The sequence below is a fragment of the Butyrivibrio sp. AD3002 genome (assembly GCF_000420905.1).
GTDB lineage: Bacteria > Bacillota > Clostridia > Lachnospirales > Lachnospiraceae > Butyrivibrio.
The window spans coordinates 104,826-127,480 of sequence record NZ_ATVV01000003.1; the positions used below are offsets into that span (position 1 = coordinate 104,826).

Genomic DNA, 22,655 nt, shown 5'->3' on the forward strand with positions numbered 1-22,655 from the left:
CCCCCTAGGGGGAAGGTGGCGCGAAGCGCCGGATGAGGGGATTTTTGGAGGCAAAAAATAAGATGAATGATTTAATAATGGGCAGATTATCCGCCCTTAGAGAAAAAATGGCAGCAAACGGCATTGACTATTATCTGATGCCGACTTCCGACTACCATAACTCGGAATACTCAGCTGATTTTTTCAAAGCACGTGAGTATTTCTGTGGCTTTACAGGCTCAAACGGAACTCTCGTGGTATCCGCCGACTGGGCCGGAATGTGGACTGACGGAAGATATTTTATTCAGGCCGAGAGAGAGATGGAGGGTACAGGAGTTACTCTTTATAAGATGGGAGAGGAAGGCGTTCCCACAATTTCAGAATACCTCTCTGAGAATATGAAGAACGGACAGGTTCTCGGTTTTGACGGAAAAGTGGTTCCTGCAAGAGAGGGACTTGCTTATGAAAAGAAGCTGAAAAAGAATCAGGTAAAGATAAAGTTCGACAAGGATCTTGCCGGAGAAGTCTGGAGTGAAAGACCTGCTCTTCCCTGCAATCCTATATATGTTTTGTCGGATGAACTCTGTGGCAAGTCCTTTGCGGACAAGCTTGCCGATATCAGAAAAGTTATGGAAGAGGAGAAAGCAAACGCATATCTTCTCTGCAAACTTGACGATATTTGCTGGCTTACGAATCTTCGCGGAAATGATGTGGAATGCAATCCCGTTATACTCAGTTACCTGTTCATAACTAAAAAGTCTGTAAGCATGTTTGTACAGATTGAAGAGCTAAATGATGAGGTCCGCGCTTACTGTGCCAATAACGGAATCGAGATTATCTCCTATGACAGGATAATAAACTGGCTCGATGAATATGAGTATGAAGACTTAACACTTTATGATGAGAGAAATGTAAGCTATTCGGTTTACAGAACAATAAAGGATAATTCAGAAAGCAGCGGTGCCAATATCAAGAACATCTACGATCCGACAGAGATGATGAAGGCATGCAAAAATGAGACTGAGATAAAGAACATCAGGGAAGTTTACATAAAGGATTCCGCTGTTCTTACGAAGTTCATCTACTGGGTTAAAAATGAAGTTAAAAACGGCACATTGAACGAGTATACCGCTGCAATGCATCTGGATGAGATGAGATCTCAGATTCCCGGATTCATTGAGCTTTCATTCCCGACAATCAGTGCCTATAAGGATAATGCTGCTATGATGCACTATGAAGCAACAGCGCAGTCCAATGCAGAGCTTAAGCCTGAGGATTTCCTGCTTGTTGATTCAGGAGCGACCTACATGGGCGGAACAACTGATGTAACAAGAACCATAGTTCTCGGTCCCGTGTCCGATGAGGAGAAAAAGCACTATACACTTACCGCAGTGGGAATGCTTCAGCTCGCCAATGCACATTTCCTTGAAGGCTGCAACGGTAGAAACCTTGATATTCTTGCAAGACAGCCCCTTTGGAATATCGGAATCGATTACAAGTGTGGAACAGGTCACGGAATCGGATATATGCTTAATGTTCACGAGGGACCTCACAGCATAAGATGGAAGTCCAGATCTTCTGAGGATGAAGCACCGCTTAAGGTAGGTATGATCATGTCGGATGAGCCCGGCGTATATATCGAGGGTAAGCATGGAATCCGCATCGAGAATATCCTTGAGGTTGTATACGGTGAGAAGAATAGTGACGGACAGTTCCTTGAATTCCGTCATCTTACTTATGTACCTCTCGACCCTGATGCCATTGATAAAAAGTATCTGCAGTCTCGCGAGATTGATGCAATCAATGAATATCAGAAACTGGTTTATGATACAATCTCACCTCTTATCGAAGAGAATGAGATAAAAGAATGGCTTAAAAAACAGACCAGACCGATTAAATAATTATTTCATAAAAAAGCGCGTGAAGTGTAGATTTCATGCGCTTTTCTTCATATTAAATTAATAATTTTTTAGGCAAAATCTATTGATTTAGCGGGGTGTAGGTTTATAATGTAATTAGAAGCTGACGCAGATCAGCGTTTCGAGCCAAGTGCTCGCCTGGGATGCTCGACAACTCCGGTGTAATTTGAACCTACATTTACTTTAAACGGGACACCTAGATTGCATTTTCCAATGTCACGCCTCCGGCCCTGCACATGTGCAGACAAGCTATGGGAGAGGAAGACAGCGAAAAGGGCTGCGGTAACCCACCTGGCGTTAGCTAGGAGTCAAATAACCGGAACCGGCATTCTCGGGATTATTTCAAAACAGCCTTAGGGGCTGTTTTTTTTTCATACATATTTAATAAACGAAACAATTGTGTATGTTTTTTCGTAATGATATAATAAATTGACAGACAAATGTACGCGAACTTTGAAAGGAGTATTGAAATGCTTGCTTCATTGATTCCTTTGTTTGATGATGAAATGAAAGTCTGTGCCTATTCTGTATTTGCACAGAGAGATAATCATCTGATGAATCCTTATCTGATGGGGACCGGGTTCTTGGATAATGTTGTCAACATTGTAGGTCTTGACATTGTGGACAGCGTTGGAACAAATGTCCTTTCCGGAGGTAAGGAAGTCTTCGTTGAGATCAACAATATTTCACTATTTGCCAATATAGAGGAACAGTGCAGAGCACCTAAGAACATAATAGTTCTTCTTCTGGATACTTCGGTGCTTCCTGAGGAGCCTTATCTGTCAAGGCTGTGGGATCTTCGAGGACAGGGTTACAAGATTGCGATAAGAAAGCTTGCAGGTAATCAGTTTGAGACCTATAAGCCTATTCTGGAGATGTGCGATTATATTCTTCTTGACCATCGCAAGGTGAATATCAGAAGTGCTAAGATATATTTTACCAGAGCTTATCCTGACATCAAGCTATGCGCTGTTGGCGTGGACACCAAGGAGGACTACGACAGACTTACTTCAGACGGGGCCTATGATCTGTATGAAGGTATTTTCTTCAGACTTCCGGTAGAAGAATCCGAGAAGACCGTAGCTCCTTTGAAGGTTACATATATTGAGCTTTTGAATGTTGTCAACAATCCTGATTTTGATCTCCAGGCTGCTGCTGATGTAATCGGAAAGGATGCCGCTCTTGTCATTTCTATGTTGGAAATGGTTAACCACATGAGCCTTAATTCTGAGATTACTTCCGTAAGACATGCGGCTGCAATGCTTGGACAAAAAGAGCTTAAGAGATGGATAAATACAGCGGTAACGAAGGAACTTTGCTCCGATAAGCCAAGTGAGATTACACGTATTTCCATGGTGAGAGCAAAATTTGCCGAAAATCTTGCTGAGTGCTTTAAGCAAAAAGGCCTTGCACCTGAGCTCTTCCTAGCCGGACTGTTTTCACTTCTTGATGTCATGCTTGACCAGACTATGGAACAGTCACTTAAGCTGGTGCATGTATCCAAGAAGATTGAGGATGCTCTCCTTAGACATACCGGTGAGCTGTGGCCTGTATTACAGTTCATGTTCGAATATGAGAATGCTTCCTGGCAGGAGGTTTCACGTCTCATGATTACCGAAGAAATCGACATGGATGCGACCTACAAAGCTTACACGGATGCACTCAAGTGGTACAGAGATTTGATTGATCCAATTTGATTATATTTTTAGTGTTAATAGTCTATAGTGCCTTCCCCCCTTTGGGGGAAGGTGGCGCGCAGCGCCGGATGAGGGACTCTAACTGTTGCATAAAAATGCAGCAGCTTTTTTATTTTCTTCCTATTTATTTATATTTGTTGTATAATCTTTAGAGTTTAAATCGAAGTAAGGAGCCTACAGTTATGATTAAAGATTACAAGGAGATGAATAAAGAAGAGCTTGAACGCGAGCTTGCCAACATGCGAGCAGAGTACAAGAGATACCAGGCCATGGATCTGACCCTCAACATGGCGAGAGGTAAGCCGTGCCACGAGCAGCTTGATATTTCCATGGGAATGATGGACGCGCTTAATTCCGGCGCTGATCTTTCCTGTGAAGACGGAACAGACTGCCGCAATTACGGAGTGCTTGACGGCATACATGAGGCTAAGGTCCTCATCGGAGCTATGATGGAGAACAAGCCTGAGAATATCATTATCTACGGCAATTCATCACTTAATGTAATGTATGATACAGTTTCAAGAGCGTATACCCACGGAATCATGGGCAATACTCCCTGGTGTAAGCTTGATAAGGTTAAGTTCCTTTGCCCTGTACCCGGATATGACAGACATTTCGCGATTACAGAGTATTTCGGAATAGAGAATGTTCCGGTTCCCATGACACCCGAAGGACCGGATATGGACATGGTAGAGAAGCTCGTCTCCGAGGATGAATCAATAAAGGGAATCTGGTGCGTTCCGAAGTATTCCAATCCTCAGGGATATTCATATTCAGATGAGACAGTTAGAAGATTTGCAAGACTTCGCCCCGCTGCAAGAGACTTCAGAATTTTCTGGGATAACGCATACGGAATTCACCATCTCTATGATGATGATCAGGATTATCTGATTGAGATTCTTGAAGAGTGTAAGAAGGCCGGAAGTCCCGATATGGTTTACAAGTTTTCATCGACTTCCAAGATCACATTCCCCGGAAGCGGAATCGCTGCCCTTGCAACCTCTCTCAATAACCTTGAGGAGATCAAGGCTCAGCTTTCAAACCAGACCATCGGACACGATAAGGTTAACCAGCTCCGTCATGTGAGATTCTTCGGCGATATCGAGGGCATGAAGGAACATATGAAAAAACATGCCGAGATCATAAGACCTAAGTTCGAAGCAGTTCTTGAGATTCTCGACAGAGATCTGGCTCCGTATAAGATCGGTGATTGGACAAGACCCAAGGGAGGATATTTTATCAGCTTTGATGCACCTGAGGGCTGTGCTAAGGCTATTGTAGACAGAGCTAAGAAGGCCGGAGTTACCATGACAGGCGCCGGTGCAACTTTCCCCTATAAGAAGGATCCCAAGGACAGCAACATTCGTATTGCTCCTACATATCCTTCACTTGCGGATCTTCGCACAGCAATGGAGATCTTCACAGTATGTGTTAAGCTTGTATATGCAGACAAACTCTTAAAAGAGATGAACGAAGCGAACGCATAAAAGAGGTAAGAATGAATCAATTTCCTCCAATCAGCAAAGAAGACATGAAAGAGCGCGGTATAGATCAGCTTGACTTCGTCTATGTATGCGGCGATGCCTACGTAGACCATTCAAGTTTTGGTGCCGCCATCATAACAAGAACATTAGAGGCTCACGGTTACAGCGTGGGCCTTATTTGTCAGCCCGATTTCAGGGATGAAAACAGCATAACGGTTCTCGGAACGCCCAGACTCGGATTTCTGGTCTCTGCCGGTAATATGGATTCCATGGTGAACCATTACACAGTTGCAGGAAAGCGCAGAAAGACAGATGCCTACAGTCCGGGCGGCAAGATGGGACTTCGCCCTGATTATGCGACTATCGTATACTGCAATCTCATCAGAAAAGTTTATAAGCATGAGCCCATAATTGTGGGTGGTATAGAGGGCAGCCTTAGAAGACTTGGACACTACGATTACTGGTCTAATAAAGTAAGGAGATCAATTTTGCTTGATTCTGGGGCTGATATTATATCCTATGGAATGGGCGAAGTAAGCATAGTCGAGATAGCGGATGCCCTGGCTTCAGGCATGAATATCGCTGATGTTTCCTTCATAAACGGCACTGTTTATAAGACCAGAAACGAGGAAGATATCTATGATGCGATTAAGCTTCCGTCGTTTGAAGAGATTAAGTCAGATAAAAGAAAGTATGCCGAAAGCTTTAGCATACAGTATAAAAATACGGATCCCTTTAACGGTAAACGACTGTATGAAACCTATGACGGCAGCCTTTTTGTGGTGCAAAATCCCCCTGCAAGACCGCTTACACAGCAGGAGTTTGACGATGTCTATGAGAGAGATTATATGAGGGCCTGGCACCCCGTATACGATGCTGCGGGAGGTGTGCCTGCCTTTGATGAGATAAAATATTCCATTACCTCCAACAGAGGATGTTTTGGGGAGTGCAATTTCTGCGCCCTTACTTTCCATCAGGGGAGAATAGTTCAGGCTAGAAGTCATGAGTCCATCATTAAAGAGGCCAAGCTTTTTCTTGAAGAAAAGGACTTCAAGGGCTATATCCATGACGTCGGAGGCCCCACGGCTCAGTTCAGAAAACCTGCCTGCAAAAAGCAGATGAAGTTCGGAGCATGTCCGAATAAGAAATGCCTTCATCCTGAGGTATGCAAAAACATGGACGTGGACCACAAGGACTACCTCAGCATTTTAAAGAAGCTCCGCGCACTGCCCGGGGTTAAAAAGGTCTTTGTAAGGTCGGGAATAAGATTCGATTATCTGCTTGCGGATAAGGATGATACATTTTTACGGGAGCTGTGTAAGCACCACATCAGCGGGCAGCTGAGAGTGGCTCCTGAGCACATCTCCGATAATGTTCTAAGTAAGATGGGTAAACCCGGCGTTAAGGTCTATGATCGTTTTATTGAAAAATTCGATAGAGTAAACAAGCAGCTTGGAATGCAGCAGTATGCAGTGCCTTACCTGATGTCATCGCATCCGGGCAGCACCCTGAAGGATGCCATAGCCCTTGCTGAGTATCTTTGCAAGCATAAGCTCAGTCCCGAACAGGTTCAGGATTTTTATCCCACGCCCGGCACGGTTTCTACCTGCATGTACTACACAGGTCTTGATCCGCTTACTATGGAGAGCGTGTATGTGGCAAGAGATCCGCATGAAAAAGCGATGCAGAGAGCACTCATTCAGTTTAGAAGACCTGAGAATTACGATCTTGTTAAGGAAGCGCTTCTTCGCGAGAACAGAGAGGACCTTATCGGCTTCGGACCGCAGTTCCTCATTCCGCCCCGAAAGCCTTCTCAAAACATAAAGCATGAAGAAAAAGGAAATGCTTCAAAAAGAACTTCTAATAAAACAGGTGGCGCGAAGCGCCGGATGAGGGAATCTAACCCTAAGAACAAAAGGCGAAAATAAAAAAATCCCCATTAATGGAGGAGGAGCTGTCAGATGGGGAATCTGACAGCTCTGGTATGAAAAAAGTTTTGTTGGGGGAGTCAGAAGTTCTCACTTCTGATACTTGTATAATACCTTTAATGTTTGTCTAAAGTATGTACATAGCCTAAAAGAAGCATAAGATTTATAACCAAAGTCTGAACTAATTATAATAAAATCATAAACTAAACTAATAATGTAAAATATACTCTTAAATATGATTGCAACTTTTCTGTTTATCGTTTTCTATAATATATCTCATAAAATATAACGATACATAAAAAATACGGATTTTTGGCGAAAAATAACCCCCTGGGGGGCTTGCGACTTCTGCCTGTAAAGCTATAATTCTTCTTGAGCAAAAAGAAAATTCAAAGTTTTGAAGAGCTTTTTGCCACGTATTTTCGACAAATCAGGAGGATTTTTTACTATGCACATGGCGGATGCTTTGGTTTCACCTGCAGTAGCAGGCACTATGTATGTACTATCCACAGGAGCGGCAGCTTACTCAATCAAACAGGTTAAAGAGGAGAATGATCCAAAGAAAATCCCTGTGATGGGTGTTATGGGTGCATTTGTTTTCGCAACACAGATGCTCAACTTTACAATTCCGGGCACAGGTTCATCGGGGCATCTTTGCGGAGGCATGATGCTTTCAGCTCTTCTTGGTCCTTACGCAGGATTCCTTACCATGATTGGAGTCCTTTTGGTACAATGTCTGCTGTTTGCGGACGGAGGTCTGCTAGCCTTGGGGTGTAATGTATGGAATATGGCCTTTTATGGGTGTTTTGTAGGTGCCCTTTTGATATGGAAGACCATTATGAAAAAAGGAGCAACCAGAGGAAAAATACTTTTAGCTTCAATACTTGGCTGCGTTTTGACACTTCAGATGGGAGCTTTTTCAGTTACACTTGAAACCCTGGCTTCAGGAATCACAGAGCTTCCTTTCTCGGTATTTGTTGCTACCATGCAGCCGATTCACCTTGCGATCGGAGCGGTTGAGGGACTTATTACAGCAGCGGTACTTATTTTTGTTAATGAGGCAAGACCTGAGCTTCTCTGGGGAGTTGGAGATGAGAGCAAGGCAAAGGAAGGAAAACTTTCACTTAAGAATACTATTGTGGTTCTTGGTGTTATTGCTGCAATCTGTGGTGGTATTGTTTCACTTTTCGCTTCAGCTTTTCCGGACGGACTTGAGTGGTCTATGGAGAAGGTTGCGGGAACAGCAGAACTTGAAGCAGCAGGCGGCGCTTATGAGGTTGCAGACAGCATTCAGACAGCAACATCACTACTTCCCGATTATGCGTTTAAGAACAGCGAAGCAGCTGTCGGCACGAGCTTTTCAGGAATAGTAGGTGCTTTGGTAGTTGTTGCTATCCTGATCGGTGCATGCTACGCATTTAAGTTCTTTAAGAAGGATAAACCTGTCGGAAATATTTAATGGATTCAATAGAAAAAAGATTACGTGAATTTCAAAAGATACAGGAGTTATGGCAGCGTTCCCACTGGATGAATGACCTTCATCCTCTGGGGAAGCTGCTTATTTCCGTTATGTACATTTTTACTGTGGTATCCTTTGATAAATATGCCCTGGCACCACTTATTTTGATGGCTGTATATCCTGCTTTCGGATTTATAGTCGGTGAGTTGTCCCTTAGAATGGGAATTTATCGCATGAGACTTATTTTGCCGCTTGTACTTTTCGTTGGAATTCTCAATCCGTTTTTTGACAGAGATATATTGTTTTATGTGGGTGAGATTGGTATAAGCGGCGGAGTTATCTCAATGATCACGCTTATGCTGAAGGGTTTTTATGCAGTGCTTGCCGCATATATACTGATTGCTACGACATCCATTGAAAAACTGTGTTATGCACTTAGACTGATACATGTTCCAAAGATTATAGTCATTGTAATTCTTCTGATTGAGAGATATTTTTTCATAATGGGCGAAGAGGCAGACAGAATTGCCACCGCCTATAAGCTCAGAGCACCGCGCCAGAAGGGAATCCACTACTCGGCTTGGGGAACCCTCGTTGGAATGTGGCTGATAAGAAGTATGGACAGAGCAGGTGTTGTTTATGAGAGTATGCTCCTTAGAGGCTTTAAAGGAGATTTTGACATGGAAGAAATTAAGGCTAGGCCTTTTGATATAATATACACAATCGCCTGGATCGCGATATTTGTATTTATAAGAAATATAATTAAAATATGATGAATAATAAAGCCTTCCCCCACAGGGGGAAGGTGCCCGAAGGGTGGATGAGGGGACCTATATGCAAACCGGAGTACACGGCGAACTACTAACAATTGAAAACCTGAACTTTTCCTATGAAAAGAATGCCCAGGTATTGTTTGATATCAATTTTCATGCATCCGAAGGAGAGAGTATCGGACTTATCGGCGCGAACGGAATCGGAAAGTCCACATTATTAAAGCTTCTTGTGGGATTGTACCTTGATTATGACGGGAAACTGGAGGTGGCAGGTCATCCTGTAAACAGCAAGAACTTAAACCATATAAGGGAGCACATAGGCTACGTTTTTCAGGATTCCGACAGCCAGCTTTTTTTATCGACAGTAGAAGATGATGTGGCCTTCGGACCAAGAAACTATGGACTATCCAAGGATGAGGTTGAAAAGAGAGTGACTGAGGCACTTCAAAAGGTGCATATCGAGGAGCTTAGAAAAAAGCAGAACTTCAAGCTCTCCGGAGGTGAGAAAAAACTCTCCGCTATAGCGACGATTCTTTCCATGGAACCTGATATAATACTTATGGATGAGCCTTCAATCGCTCTTGATCCAAGGAACAGACGCAATCTCATAGGTGTTTTGAACGAGCTTTCATGCCTTAAAATAATTGCATCCCACGATCTTGATTTCATAATGGATACCTGCGAGCGAGTGGTTTTGCTATATGATGGCAGGATAGAGGCAGACGGAAAAACAGATGATATACTAAGAGATAAGAAGCTTTTGGAAGACCACGGATTGGAATTGCCGCTGAGGTTTCAGAAGGTATAAAATGGTTTAAAAAGTAACATGTAGTATGAGGTCTAATAATGAGCAGTAAAAAAGGTGAACATAAACACGAACACGATTCCGAACATATTCATAGTCATGCGCACTATCATTCTCCGGAAATAAAAAAGAAGCAGATAAACAGGCTTAGCAAAGCTATCGGACATCTGAATCATGTAAAAGCCATGATTGAAGAAGATGAGGATTGCGCAGATGTATTGATGCAGCTATCAGCAGTTAATTCAGCGCTTAAAAGCCTTGGTAAGGAAATAATCAACGAGCATATGACTCATTGCATAATTCATGCCATAGAGGATGGCGACACCAGTGCGGTGGAAGAATTTCAGAAGGCTGTTCAGAAGTTTATTTAATAGAATTGTTTTGTGGAATACATCGAAAAATGGTAGGATAAACTATATAGATTATTTTCTTAAATTTTCTTTATGAGGAGGGTTTAAAAAGTTGGATAAAACTAAGGAACTGTACATCAGTGACACAGAAGAGAAGGCACAAAAGGCACTTGATACAGTGGATGCTTTTATTAATCATCAGGGGCTTTCAGGCAAAAGGGCCATTCATTTAAGGCTTCTTGCCGAAGAGACAATCGGAATGGTTAAGGCCATGACCGGCGATTATCAGGCACTTTTCTGGATGGAGCATGAAGACGGCGAGTACAGAGTTAAACTGCTTGCCAAGACGAAGATGAATCTTGAGAAAAAGGAAGAGCTTCTCTCTGTAGCAACCTCCAAGAAAAATGCAGCCGCTAAAGGCTTCATGGGAAAAATCGGGGATATCATAGAGAACGGACTTCTCAATTTTGATGAAGTAATGTCCCTTCAGCAGGAATATGGCGGAGGAGCAGCCGATTTTACGATGTGCGGAATGGGTGCTCCGGGCGAGCTTCCTCCTATGGGAGATCCGCTTATCTGGTCGCTTAGCAACTATAAAGATGCATTGGATGAAGCCGATGATGAAGAGGATGATGTTAAGGAGGCAAATGACGAGCTTGAGAAATCAATAGTTGCAAGTCTTGCCAAGGATGTTATCGTCGGAGTTAAAAAAGACAGCGTGGATATGACAATTATCTGGAGTTAAGAAAAAGGGCATCGAGGTAAACAGTTCAGATCACTGTGAGCCGTCGATGCCTTAATCATCAGTATAAGGAAGAAAGATGGACAAGAAAAAGACAGCACTCATTGCCATGAGCGGCGGAGTGGACAGCAGCGTTGCAGCTGAGCTTATGAGCGAAAAGGGCTTTTCATGCATAGGCTGTACAATGAGATTATATGAAAATGACATGATAGGCGAGGATCTTTTCGGCACTTGCTGCAGCAAAAAGGACACCGATGATGCCAGAGCCGTGACGGAGAAGATTGGAATTCCCTATCACATTTTTCACTATGAAAAAGAGTTTATAGATAACGTAATAGAGCCCTTTGTATGCAGCTATGAGCGCGGAGAGACACCTAATCCCTGCATAAGATGCAACAAGTATCTGAAGTTCGATATTCTTTATAAAAAGGCGAAGGAGCTTGACTGTGAATACATCGTCACAGGACATTATGCAAGGATAGAGGAAAAGGACGGCCATTTTTATCTGAAAAAAGCAGTGGATGATACCAAGGATCAGAGCTATGTCCTATATGATCTCACAGAGGAACAGCTGTCACACACGATGTTCCCGCTTGGAGAATTTAAAAAGACGCAGGCTCGTGAGATTGCGGAAAAAAATGAATTTGTGACCTCTCACAAGAGCGACTCCCAGGATATATGCTTTGTGCCGGACGGAGACTACGCATCCATGATAAAAAGGTACAGAGGTAAGGAATATCCGGACGGAGATATAGTTGATAAGAACGGAAATGTAATAGGACACCACTATGGGCTTATCAATTATACCATCGGACAGAGAAGAGGTCTCGGGGTTCCTGCAGACAGAAGGCTTTATGTCACGGAGATTGATACCGTAAATAACAGAGTAGTTCTCTCCGACAACGAGGACCTTTTTAAACGCGAGGTGACAGTCAGGGATTTCCACTGGATAACAGGAGAAATGCCAAAGGGCGACATCAGATGCAGCGCCAAGATAAGATATAAGCACAAGGAACAGCCAGCAACCGTAATCCTTCCCGAAAAAGAGGGCGGAATCTGCAAAATTCTTTTTGACGAACCTCAGCGCGCGATAACCGCAGGCCAGTCAGCGGTCTTGTATGACGGAGATATCGTGCTTGGCGGCGGGATAATCTGCAAACAGTAGAAGCGTGCAAATAAGAAAACCGGCTTATTCAGCCGGTTTTTCGCTGTTAATCTGTTCCAGGAAGCTGTGAAGGAGCCTTCCCGTAAAGCCCCAGACTATCGGATCGGTATCCTCATAGATCCACATGTCATACTTTTGAACATGGAAACCATAGGTGCTTTTTCCGCCGGTAACTTTTTCAAAAGGGAAATTATCCGGCGCAAATGTTTTCTTCTGCATCTTATAACATATAGGAGGGTGCTCCTGAAGATAGGTCACCGGATAGGTAAAGAGTTTCTCGACTTCATCTTTTGAATAGGTGAGGTCGTCTTTTTTTACAAGTCCAACAAACGGATAGATTATTGCACCTGTGGGTCCCATTATGGGAGGAAGCTCTGAAAGGATTTCGATGTATTCTTCAGATCTATCATGATCGAGCTTTGAAAACAATTCTTCAAAGAATTCTCTTATGGCAGCCTCTTTTGGCGTCTCCCCTTCTTCAATCCGACCTCCCGGAAAGCATACTTCTCCCGGTTGAAATTCAAGCTTATGAGAGCGCTCCTCAAAGAGGATGTGTATCTCACCATCCTTTTCAATGAGCGGGATTATAACGGCAGAACTTCCCTTAGAGACGGCAGGTGTGTTATTAAGTTTATCTATCTTTTCAAGGATTTCTTTTTTATTCATAGCTCTATTATAGTACTTAAGACGTTTTTATTGCTATAATGGGAAAAGTATTATGGCTTTACAGAAGAAAACAGCATGAGGAGATATACGTATGGACAGAAATAAGACAATCATCAAAACAAGCATAATAGGAATTGTTACCAATATTCTTCTTGCAAGCTTTAAGGCAGCAGTTGGTATAATTTCCGGCTCTATCGCGATCGTTCTTGATGCGGTGAACAACTTGAGCGATGCGCTTTCATCAGTTATCACAATTATTGGAACGAAGCTTGCGGGAAAAGAGCCAGATAAAAAGCATCCCCTTGGATACGGAAGAATCGAGTACCTTAGTGCGGCTATGATTTCGGTAATTGTTCTCTATGCCGGTATCACTTCCTTTGTGGAATCCATAAAGAAAATCATTAGCCCTGAAAAGCCATCTTATCAGACAGCGTCTATTTTAATCATTGCTGTTGCGGTAGTTGTAAAAATAGTTCTCGGAACCTATGTGAAAAAGGTGGGAGAAAAGGTTAATTCCGAATCTCTTGTTGCGTCAGGTCAGGATGCGAAGCTTGATTCGGTTATCTCAGCAGCTACTTTGCTGGCAGCCATAATTTTTCTTGCAAGCGGAGTCAGTCTTGAAGCGTATCTCGCTGCAGTGATTTCTATAGTTATCATTAAGGCGGGCCTTGAGATGCTTCGCGATAATCTGTCGCTGATTCTCGGGGAGAGAGTTGACTTTGAACTTTCAAGTGAAATCAAGAAGACGATAGCATCGTTTCCTGAGGTGCAGGGAGCTTATGATTTACTTCTTCACAACTACGGCCCGGACAGATACATTGGTTCGGTGCACATCGAGGTTCCGGAGGATATCACGATTTACAGACTCGATCAGCTTCAGAGAGAAATAGCAGCCAAGGTCTATGAGGAGCACGGCGTTGCGATTGAGGGTATCAGTATATATTCTCAGAATTCGGATTCTTCGGCAGCAGGTAAGCTCAGAAATAATATTGCTAAGAATATACTCTCCAAGCACGATACAGTAAAACAGATCCACGGTTTTTATCTTGATGAAACCAAGAACATCGTAGCTTTTGACATGGTTGTTTCTTTCAAGGAGAGCAATAGAGAAAAACTTCATGATGATGTCATCTCTGAATTAAAGAGCGTATATCCGGAGTATTCGTTCCAGATAAATCTTGACAGGGATTTTAGTGATTAAGATGTAATATGAAGAAAACTAAAAATTTTCTTGTGTTTTTTGCAACATTATAGAGGGGATATTTGTATTATAAGTGAAGCCGTTTTAGGGTAACAATAAACGGTATACTACGAAAAAAGGAGAGACCGAGGGCAATTACTGCATATCGGGGAGGTTTTAAGGAAGTATGATGTATAAGAAAATGAGATCATTTGGAACAATGATGAGCCTGGTGCTTACGGCATCAATGATTAGCGGCTGCAGCATAGCTAATCCGCAGGAACAGATTGACGCAGTAGTGGATAGTGGTGAGTCGGAAAACTCAGATACACAGACTGAAGAACAGGTAAAGGTTGATACTAAAGACGGTATTGGCAGCAGTGAGCATACAAATATATTAAGCGGAGATGATGGTAGTCAGGATGCTCCGGGATTTTTCTCAGATGAAACAGGTAGTGAGAAAGAAGACAATACAGATGAAAAAATGTCATCCGATCAGAGCGTAAACACCGCATATACTGTCGGCGGACCTACCTACAAGCTTGTAACCAAAGAATACAGTATAAAATATGATGGTGATGTAACCTTCCCTGAAAATAATGAAAACAGCAAGGATTATTCCAATGGAATATTGTTCGAGGGAGTAACGCAGTCGGTACTGATGGATGAGGAGTGGAAGGATATATATCCGGAACTCTATAAAACTCTGTATGACCAGACTCAGAATGTAATCGATAAGGCTGATGGATGGGCAAACAGTACAGCGGAGGAAGCAAAGGCCCAGTACGAAGACAGCGCACAAAACGGATACTCATTTTTCGGCCCATTTGAAAATACGGATGATTACAGTATAAAGCGTTCCGATAATACTGTGCTTAGCATATATTGCTTTAACTATGAGTTTACCGGCGGAGCTCATGGGATTTATGGTGCTTCAGGCCAGACCTTTGATGTGGAATCAGGAAAAGAGCTTGATCTCGGGGATGTTGTGACCTTTTCGGAAGAGCAGCTTAATGAGATAATTCTTTCAAAGCTTCACGAAATCGAGGAGTACGAGGGACAGTTTTCAATGGCAGAGGATAGCCTTAAAAACTATCGGTATAATGCGGAATTTGACGTGAATTCGGATACCCATGAATACAAATATATATGGTATATGGCTGGTGACGGCATTCATATAATATTTAATGTCTATGAAATAGCGTCCTACGCCGACGGTATGCAGGATATCGTGATCGGATATGAAGAATATCCCGGACTTGTTGAAAGCAGATTCATTCCCGAGGAGAACACCGGCTATTGCAGAAGAGAAGATATCCCGGTTTGGGAAAAAGGCTATGACTCAGATATTCATTACATCCACTACAACTACTATCCTACAGATTACGATGATATGGATGACGAAATGATCTCCGCGGAGGATCTTGAGCTTGTTATGGAAAACGGCAGCAGTGCAAAAATCGGAGGCGGCTTTAGCATAAGACGTGATAGAGGTCTGAAATCCTACAGAGTCGGCACACCGGAGGGCAGAGAGTATATTTATGTCATAATTCCGATGGAAAATGACTACTACTATCTTAACGTATTTGATATAACAGACGGAAGTGTGACTTATGTCGGAGACCAGGGATTCCATTACCTGGAGGAGTCTATCTACGGTGGTTTTGACATAGATACGTTATATTCGAATCCTGATAATATGCATTTCGGTCAGGTGCTTAACAGCCTCGGTACTTATACCTGCTATGGTTCTTACACAGTAGGGAAAAACGGGATGCCTGAGCTTGTATCAAAGGAATTTCACATTGCCTGGAAGTCGGAAGAGGCTTACAGCAAGACTAAGCTAAGCGCTGATATCGTCGGAGAAGACGGAACTGTTCTTCAAAGCGGTGTTACTCTGCCGGTAGGGACACATGTTATCCCCTATAAAACCGATGGAGAGACCTACATTGACTGCAAGCTTGATGATGACCGGATTGTAAGATTTACATATACTTCCTTTGAGTATCCGGCTTCATTAAAAGAAGGTGAAGTGGACGAACTGTTTGAGGGATTGCAGTACGCGGGATGATATAGGAAAATTTTCATTACAGAACCAAGACTCGAAAATGCTGCGCATTTTCTCGTTTTGGCTTGTCGCCAAATAGAAATAAAAAACACACAGTTATTTTGAGCAAGCTCAATAACTGTGTATTTTTTTATTTCTGCTTGGTTCCGTAATGAAAATTATAAAAAAAGCATAAATTTGATATAACCTTTTTCTAAAATTATCTAATATAGCTTTACCGATTAGATTTTTGGGAGGAAAAAGGACATGAAAAACAAGCAATTGGGAAGGTTGTTTGCGATGACAATGGCAATGGCCTTAACGGTTACAAGTGCTCCGCTTTCAGTAAGAGCTGAGGAAGAGGCTCCGGAGGAAAGCGTGGCAGAAGCTGCTGTTGATTCCGCAGAAGGAGAAGGCGTGGATAAAAGCAACGATGGTCAGTATTCTCTTGTATGGGAGGACGAATTCGACGGTGAAACCTTGAACACCAACGACTGGAATGTTGAGCAGCATGAACCCGGCTGGGTTAATAAAGAGAAGCAGAGATATACCGCAATTGATGAGGGCAATATCGAAGTGCATGATGGCATGCTTCATATTATTTCCAAATATGAGGAGACTGAGGTCGAGGATGCCGAAGGTGAGAGCGAGGACCAGGGCGAAGCTAACTACGACTCAGTTGAATTTAGCACATATGGTTTTGATTTCGATATGGGCGGAGAATCATCTACAACAACTCTCCAGCTTAATTTCGGAAAAGTAGATGGCGAATTCGGTGAAGCAGCTGCAACGGTTTTGATTGACAGTGTTTCACTTAAGGATATTACCGATGGAGGCGAGGGTGTTGAAGTTTTGAAAAACTCAGACCTTGACTCATCAGACGGGGAAAGACCTGACGGTTGGGAACTTGGAATTACAGATCCTGCTAAGGGTGAGTACAGCGTAACAGACGGAGTGCTTAAGATTAAAATTGATGAGTGCGGCTCTGAAAACTGGCATGTTCAGTTCCAGCAGAAGGACTTTGAGCTTATACCGGGTCACAAGTATCATTTCGAGATGAGCGCCGTAGCAGACAATAACAGAACTGTTCAGGTTAATGCTATGGATTATTCAAACTGGGGTTGGTTTGGCGGTACCGGATTGACTGTTAACGGAATCGGAGAGCTTCCCGAGGCTGGCGGATCTGCTAAGACTGTAAAGGGTGAGATCACTTCAGGAAGAATCACAACACAGAACCTTCACGATTTTACCTATGGACGTTTCGAAGCAAGAGCTAAGGTTCCTGCATCAAAAGGACTTCTTCCTGCATTCTGGCTTATGGCTACAGACGAAGGTCTTTACGGACAGTGGCCTAAGTGCGGTGAGATCGACATCATGGAGGTTATGGGACAGAATACAAGCAAATCCTACCATACCATCCATTATGGATACAGCCAGGATACACATAAAGAGAACCAGGGAACAAAGGTTATCGGTGAAAACGGATTCTCCGATGAGTTCCATGATTTCAGAGTTGACTGGGAACCCGGCCTTATCACCTGGTATGTTGATGGCGAGCAGGTTTACCAGACAAATGACTGGCACACAGGTACCGATGATGATAACCAGGTTACATATCCCGCTCCTTTTGATCAGGACTTCTACATCATTCTGAATCTTGCAGTAGGCGGAAGCTGGGTTGGTTATCCCGATGACTATCACGACATTGACGGAGAAGAGTTCGTTGTTGATTATGTGAGAGTATATCAGAAGGATGAGGCTTCTTACTCCCAGGGTGAAGAAGTTGCAACACGTCCTGAGAAAGAGCCTGTACAGTACAGAGAGCCCGTAGATGGCAACTATTTATTAAACGCAGATTTTTCAGCTCCGGTAGACGAAGATAAGGATAATAATTCAAGCAAGAACTGGGTGCTTCACCTGCAGGATGATGCAGAGGGATCAACAGCAGAAACAGCTGATGGTGCAGTTACAATTACTCCTTCTGCAGAAGGCGGACTGAGCTACAGCGTACAGCTTAAGCAGGCAGGTATTCCTATGTACAAGGGCTGGGAGTATGAGCTTTCATTTGATGCATACTCTACAGAGAACAGAAGCATAGTAGTAGATGTTTCCGCGCCCGATCGCAACTGGAGCAGATATCTTGCTGATACAACAGTTGATATTACTCCGGAGAACAAGAATTATACTCTTGATTTCACTATCAATGATAAAACTGATCCCAACGGTTCACTTGAGTTCAACCTTGGAGCGCTTGGTTCAACAGCACCTGTGACAATTTCAAATGTTAAGCTTGTTCATAAGTCCGGAGAAGAGATTCAGGAGACTAATGAAAAGACAATCCGTCCCGACGGAAACTATGTATACAACGGATCCTTTGACCAGGGCGATAAGAGGCTTGGTTACTGGGAAGTTGTGGAAGAGGATAAGGATAACGTATCCGTAACAAATACAAAGAACAAGAGAGAGCTTATGGTTAAGGTTGAGGTTCCTGAAGGAACTTCAGAGACTAACCCTGTGACAATCTCACAGGCTGATCTTGCTCCTTTGGCAGCAGGCGAGTACGATTTCAGCTTCAGCGCATACACAACTGATGGTGAAAAGGACGGTCTTACAGCTACAGTCGCAGGCAAGACCTTTACACCTGAGCTTACAAATGAGAAGAAGAGTTTCAGTAATGTACTCGTTGTTGACAACGATCTTACAAGAGAAGAAACCGGAGTTGAGTTCACATTTACAAAGCCCGGAACATACTTCCTTGACGATGTATTTTTAGCTGAAAAGTCACTCCTTAAGAATGGTTCATTCAACGCAGGAATGACAGCTTTTAAGACTTATATTGATGGTGCGGCAAAAGCAAGCAGCGTAATTGACAGCATGAACGGTAACTCCAATACCTTCGCAATGAGTATCGAGGATACAGGAGATGCAGGAAATGACTGGTACATCCAGCTCAACCAGGATGATATCAAGCTTCAGAAGGATAAGTACTATAAGGTTGCTTTCAGAGCAAAGTCAAGCATAGAGCGTAAGATTAAGTATTCCGTAGGTCATAACGGAGAGACCGATAATGACTGGTCAACCTATGACGGAGCTTTTGTAGAGACAGTTAACGGTGATTGGAAAGAATTTACAAGCGCATTCCAGATGCCTAAGGATGATGCTGCAAGATTTAACATCACAATGGGATCTGTTGACGGAGTACAGATTACAGATAAGCACGATGTTTACATCGATGATATCTCACTTGTAGAGATCACTAAGGAAGAGTTTGATAAGTTAAATGGCGCTGTGGCACCTGCTCCGGCACCTTCAGAGACACCTGCAGAAGAGCCTGCAGAAACTCCTTCAGAGGAGAAAACTTCAGAAGTGGCTCCTACAGAGGAGAAGACTTCAGAGGCAGCACCTGCACAGGAGAAAGCTTCAGAAGTTGCTCCTTCCGAAAACAAAAGCGAGGAAGCAGCACAGCAGCCTGCACCTACAGTTGAAACCAAGAAAAATGAGCCTGCAAAGGTTCAGTCTAAATCCAACAATAATGGTAAGGCTGAGAAGGGCGAAGTAAAGGCTTCAAAGAACAAGGTTTACAAGGTAACAGGTAAGGGCGAAGCAAGCTTCAAGCCTAACACTGGTTCAAAGAAGAAGATTTTCACAGTTCCTTCAACCGTTGTAATTGATGGAGCCAAGGTTAAGGTAACAAAGATAGCAAAGAACGCATTCAAGGGTAACAAAAAGGTTAAGAATGTAACTATTGGAAAGAATGTTACCACGATCGGTAAGAACGCGTTTAACGGCTGCGAAAACCTTAAGAAGATCACTGTAAAGGGTGATGATCTTACTAAGATTGACAAATCAGCCTTCAAAAATTGCAAACATGATAAGGACTTCATAGTTGTAATCTATGCATCTAATGATGAGAACTTTGTTAGAATAGCTAAGCTCTTCGAGGAAGCCGGACTTACAGGTGTAACCTTCGTCCGTAAATAATTTATGCTTGTCGTTCCGGGCGGCATGCCGCCCGGTTTGATAGTTCTCCCTATATTTTTTTATCATACCAAAATCCCGCACAATTCAAGTAATTGTGCGGGATCCCTTTTTATTTCCATGTAGTACCATAATATGTTTCGCGATACTTCTTAGGTGTCATTCCGGTCTCTTCGAAAAAGAGCTTACTGAAATGACTCTGTGAAGAGAAGGAGAGATAATTGGAAATATCAATTATTGAATAATCGCTGAATCTGAGCAGATTCTTTGCTTTGTCCAATTTGACATTCCTTATATAATCACTTGGGGATATCCCCAGTTCTTCCTTGAATAATCTTGAGATATGACTTGTTGAAGTCTTCATATGTTCAGCAAGATCATCAATAGTGATGCGGTCGTTTACATTTGTATAGATGTAATTCAGGCATTCGTTTGTTGTCTTAGAAAGATTTGCGTTGTGCTTTAAATCCTTCATCCTGACGGTGTAGTCCATTACCATCTTGGAATGAAGATCCGATATTTCATTGATAGTCTTTATGTCATCGAGCTTTTGTATATAAAAATCGCTGAGTCTGAAGGCGCGCTCCATCTCCATGCCCTTTTCGGTGCATATTCTGGTGATGAGTGCTACCGTCACAACAAAATGATATTTGAGATTCTGGAGAGGATCCCTTGAGAGGGTACCGGTTCCGTTGGCATCCAGGAATCTGTGGTTGTCGATGTTTTCCTGGATGGCATCCACATCCCCACTGGCTACACTCTGATAGAACATGTACTCATCATTCTGCTGGCGGTGTATCATCTCGCTCTCTGACAGATTCAGTTCATTCTCTTCCCAATCCTTGGATAATAACATAGTAATAACTCCGTAGTTACTTAAAAATTAAGTTGTTTATGCAACTATAATAGAACAAAATTGCTGATGTTTCCAATAATCTTTTTATTAATCCTAAGTGTAAATGTGATAAAATTATATTTGGATTTTGTGTATGAAAGTTTGAAGGGAGTTAAAAATGTACGAAGAACAGAGGGGAAGCTTCGGCTCAAGACTTGGATTTATTCTGGTAAGTGCAGGCTGCGCAATCGGTATCGGTAATGTATGGAAGTTTCCGTATGTGACGGGAGCTAACGGCGGCGCAGTATTTGTGCTTTTTTATTTGCTCTTTCTTATTCTCATGGGAATTCCCGTAATGACAATGGAGTTTGCCATCGGTCGTGCCAGTGGGCAGACTGTGGTGCGCGGCTATCAGAAGCTGGAGAAGCCGGGACAGAAGTGGCATATACACGGATGGATGTGTATTATCGGATGTTATCTTCTCATGATGTACTACACCACGGTTTCAGGCTGGATGGTTGACTACTTCTACAAGTTTGCGTCGGGACAATTTGCGAATGTAGCTACCGAAGGAGTAGAAGAGGTCTTTGGAAATATGCTGGCTAATCCAAAGGAGATGGGAATCTTTATGGTGATAACCGTTGTGTTCGGATTCCTGGTTTTAAGCCTCGGCGTTGAAAATGGACTTGAACGCGTCAACAAGGTCATGATGATTGGTTTGCTTGCTCTGATTATAGTTCTGGCACTTCATTCGTTGACACTGGAGGGTGCGGCAAAGGGTGTTAGCTTTTATCTCCTTCCCAGCTGGAAGAGAGCCATGGAGGTTGGAATCGGCAAGGTTATAAGTGCAGCGATGAACCAGGCCTTCTTTACACTGAGCCTTGGTATCGGTGCCCTTGAAATATTTGGTAGTTATATGTCAAAAGAGAATTCTCTTACCGGAGAAGCAGTGAGAATATGCGCGCTTGATACCTTTGTAGCGATCATCTCGGGCCTTATCATTTTCCCTGCATGTTTTAGCTATAACGTTGAACCCGGTCAGGGGCCTGCGCTTATTTTCATAACTTTGCCCAAAGTATTCTTGAATATGAATCTTGGAAGATTATGGGGAACATTGTTCTTTATATTTATGACCTTTGCAAGCTTCTCGACAGTTACTGCTGTATTTGAAAATCTCGTGGCATTCCTTACTGATAACCTTGGATGGAGCAGAGGAAAATCAATTTTTGTAAACTGCATATTTATCCTTGTAGCAAGCATTCCCTGCGTACTTGGCTATAATGTCTGGAGTGATCTTCACATCATAGGAGCAAGGGATGTCCTTGATTCCGAGGACTTTATTGTAAGTAACATCCTGCTTCCTCTGGGATCACTTATATTCCTCTTGTTCTGTACAACAAAGTTCGGATGGGGCTTTGACAAATATATTGAGGAAACAAACACCGGTGTCGGCATGAAAATGCCTCACATCCTCAAGTATTATTTTAAATTCATCCTCCCTATCCTCATAGCCATAATCCTTATCCAAGGCCTCTTACCTTGATTAGTTACCGCCGTAGTTAATTTCTAAAAATACTATACTTAAGAAACGAAAATTTTATAAATGCCGATTATAATTAATGATGGAATTGTGTTTTTTGACTGTTTG

16 protein-coding genes and 1 other RNA gene are annotated in these 22,655 nt (G+C 42.8%); 15 read left to right on the forward strand and 2 right to left on the reverse strand.

All coding sequences use genetic code 11. From position 1 onward, the window contains the following. Window positions 1–62 precede the first annotated feature (62 nt). From G596_RS0103950 to mnmA, 11 genes are all read left to right on the forward strand, one after another. On the forward strand, window positions 63–1,880 hold the full coding sequence (locus G596_RS0103950) for an aminopeptidase P family protein (protein WP_026671187.1): 1,818 nt from the start codon (window positions 63–65) through the stop codon (window positions 1,878–1,880). Window positions 1,881–2,030: 150 nt separating this feature from the next. Further along, window positions 2,031–2,240: non-coding RNA, 6S RNA (gene ssrS / locus G596_RS24320), on the forward strand. Between the two features lie 128 nt (window positions 2,241–2,368). Further along, on the forward strand, window positions 2,369–3,595 hold the full coding sequence (locus tag G596_RS0103955; protein WP_022760542.1) for an EAL and HDOD domain-containing protein: 1,227 nt from the start codon (window positions 2,369–2,371) through the stop codon (window positions 3,593–3,595). 185 nt (window positions 3,596–3,780) lie between these two features. Beyond that, window positions 3,781–5,082, forward strand: a complete 1,302-nt coding sequence (locus G596_RS0103960; protein ID WP_026498512.1) for an aminotransferase — start codon at window positions 3,781–3,783, stop codon at window positions 5,080–5,082. An 11-nt stretch (window positions 5,083–5,093) separates the two neighbouring features. Beyond that, a complete protein-coding gene (locus G596_RS20815; RefSeq protein WP_022760544.1) occupies window positions 5,094–7,007 on the forward strand; it encodes a YgiQ family radical SAM protein in 1,914 nt (637 codons plus the stop codon). A 448-nt stretch (window positions 7,008–7,455) separates the two neighbouring features. Further along, a complete protein-coding gene (locus G596_RS0103970; protein ID WP_022760545.1) occupies window positions 7,456–8,466 on the forward strand; it encodes an energy-coupling factor ABC transporter permease in 1,011 nt (336 codons plus the stop codon). Next, window positions 8,466–9,239: a cobalt ECF transporter T component CbiQ gene (cbiQ, locus tag G596_RS0103975; RefSeq protein WP_022760546.1), complete on the forward strand. Its 774-nt coding sequence runs from the start codon at window positions 8,466–8,468 to the stop codon at window positions 9,237–9,239. Before G596_RS0103970 ends, cbiQ begins: the two co-directional genes overlap by 1 nt. A gap of 61 nt (window positions 9,240–9,300) precedes the next feature. After that, a complete protein-coding gene (locus G596_RS0103980) occupies window positions 9,301–10,047 on the forward strand; it encodes an energy-coupling factor ABC transporter ATP-binding protein (protein ID WP_022760547.1) in 747 nt (248 codons plus the stop codon). Between the two features lie 38 nt (window positions 10,048–10,085). Then, the gene (locus G596_RS0103985; RefSeq protein ID WP_022760548.1) at window positions 10,086–10,415 is read left to right on the forward strand and encodes a metal-sensing transcriptional repressor; all 330 of its coding nucleotides are present in this window, start codon (window positions 10,086–10,088) and stop codon (window positions 10,413–10,415) included. 91 nt (window positions 10,416–10,506) lie between these two features. After that, the gene (locus G596_RS0103990; protein WP_022760549.1) at window positions 10,507–11,139 is read left to right on the forward strand and encodes a hypothetical protein; all 633 of its coding nucleotides are present in this window, start codon (window positions 10,507–10,509) and stop codon (window positions 11,137–11,139) included. 76 nt (window positions 11,140–11,215) lie between these two features. Beyond that, window positions 11,216–12,301 (forward strand): tRNA 2-thiouridine(34) synthase MnmA, encoded by a 1,086-nt coding sequence (gene mnmA, locus G596_RS0103995; protein WP_022760550.1) that lies wholly within the window; start codon window positions 11,216–11,218, stop codon window positions 12,299–12,301. 24 nt (window positions 12,302–12,325) lie between these two features. Here the strand turns inward: mnmA and G596_RS0104000 are convergent, their stop codons facing one another. Beyond that, entirely contained in the window at window positions 12,326–12,967 is a 642-nt protein-coding gene (locus G596_RS0104000; protein ID WP_022760551.1) for an NUDIX hydrolase, read from the reverse strand. Window positions 12,968–13,058: 91 nt separating this feature from the next. Here G596_RS0104000 and G596_RS0104005 point away from each other — a divergent pair, with 91 nt between their 5' ends. From G596_RS0104005 to G596_RS23460, 3 genes are all read left to right on the forward strand, one after another. After that, a complete protein-coding gene (locus G596_RS0104005; protein ID WP_022760552.1) occupies window positions 13,059–14,168 on the forward strand; it encodes a cation diffusion facilitator family transporter in 1,110 nt (369 codons plus the stop codon). Window positions 14,169–14,334: 166 nt separating this feature from the next. Continuing rightward, on the forward strand, window positions 14,335–16,218 hold the full coding sequence (locus G596_RS0104010; protein ID WP_022760553.1) for a DUF3298 and DUF4163 domain-containing protein: 1,884 nt from the start codon (window positions 14,335–14,337) through the stop codon (window positions 16,216–16,218). 243 nt (window positions 16,219–16,461) lie between these two features. Further along, window positions 16,462–20,175, forward strand: a complete 3,714-nt coding sequence (locus G596_RS23460) for a carbohydrate binding domain-containing protein (protein ID WP_022760554.1) — start codon at window positions 16,462–16,464, stop codon at window positions 20,173–20,175. 109 nt (window positions 20,176–20,284) lie between these two features. On the opposite strand, the gene G596_RS0104020 is transcribed toward G596_RS23460, so the two are convergent. Beyond that, complete coding sequence (locus tag G596_RS0104020) at window positions 20,285–21,028, reverse strand: helix-turn-helix domain-containing protein (protein ID WP_022760555.1); 744 nt, start codon at window positions 21,026–21,028, stop codon at window positions 20,285–20,287. Window positions 21,029–21,185: 157 nt separating this feature from the next. On the opposite strand from G596_RS0104020, the gene G596_RS0104025 reads away from it, so the two are divergent. Then, a complete protein-coding gene (locus tag G596_RS0104025; RefSeq protein ID WP_022760556.1) occupies window positions 21,186–22,550 on the forward strand; it encodes a sodium-dependent transporter in 1,365 nt (454 codons plus the stop codon). Window positions 22,551–22,655 lie beyond the last annotated feature (105 nt).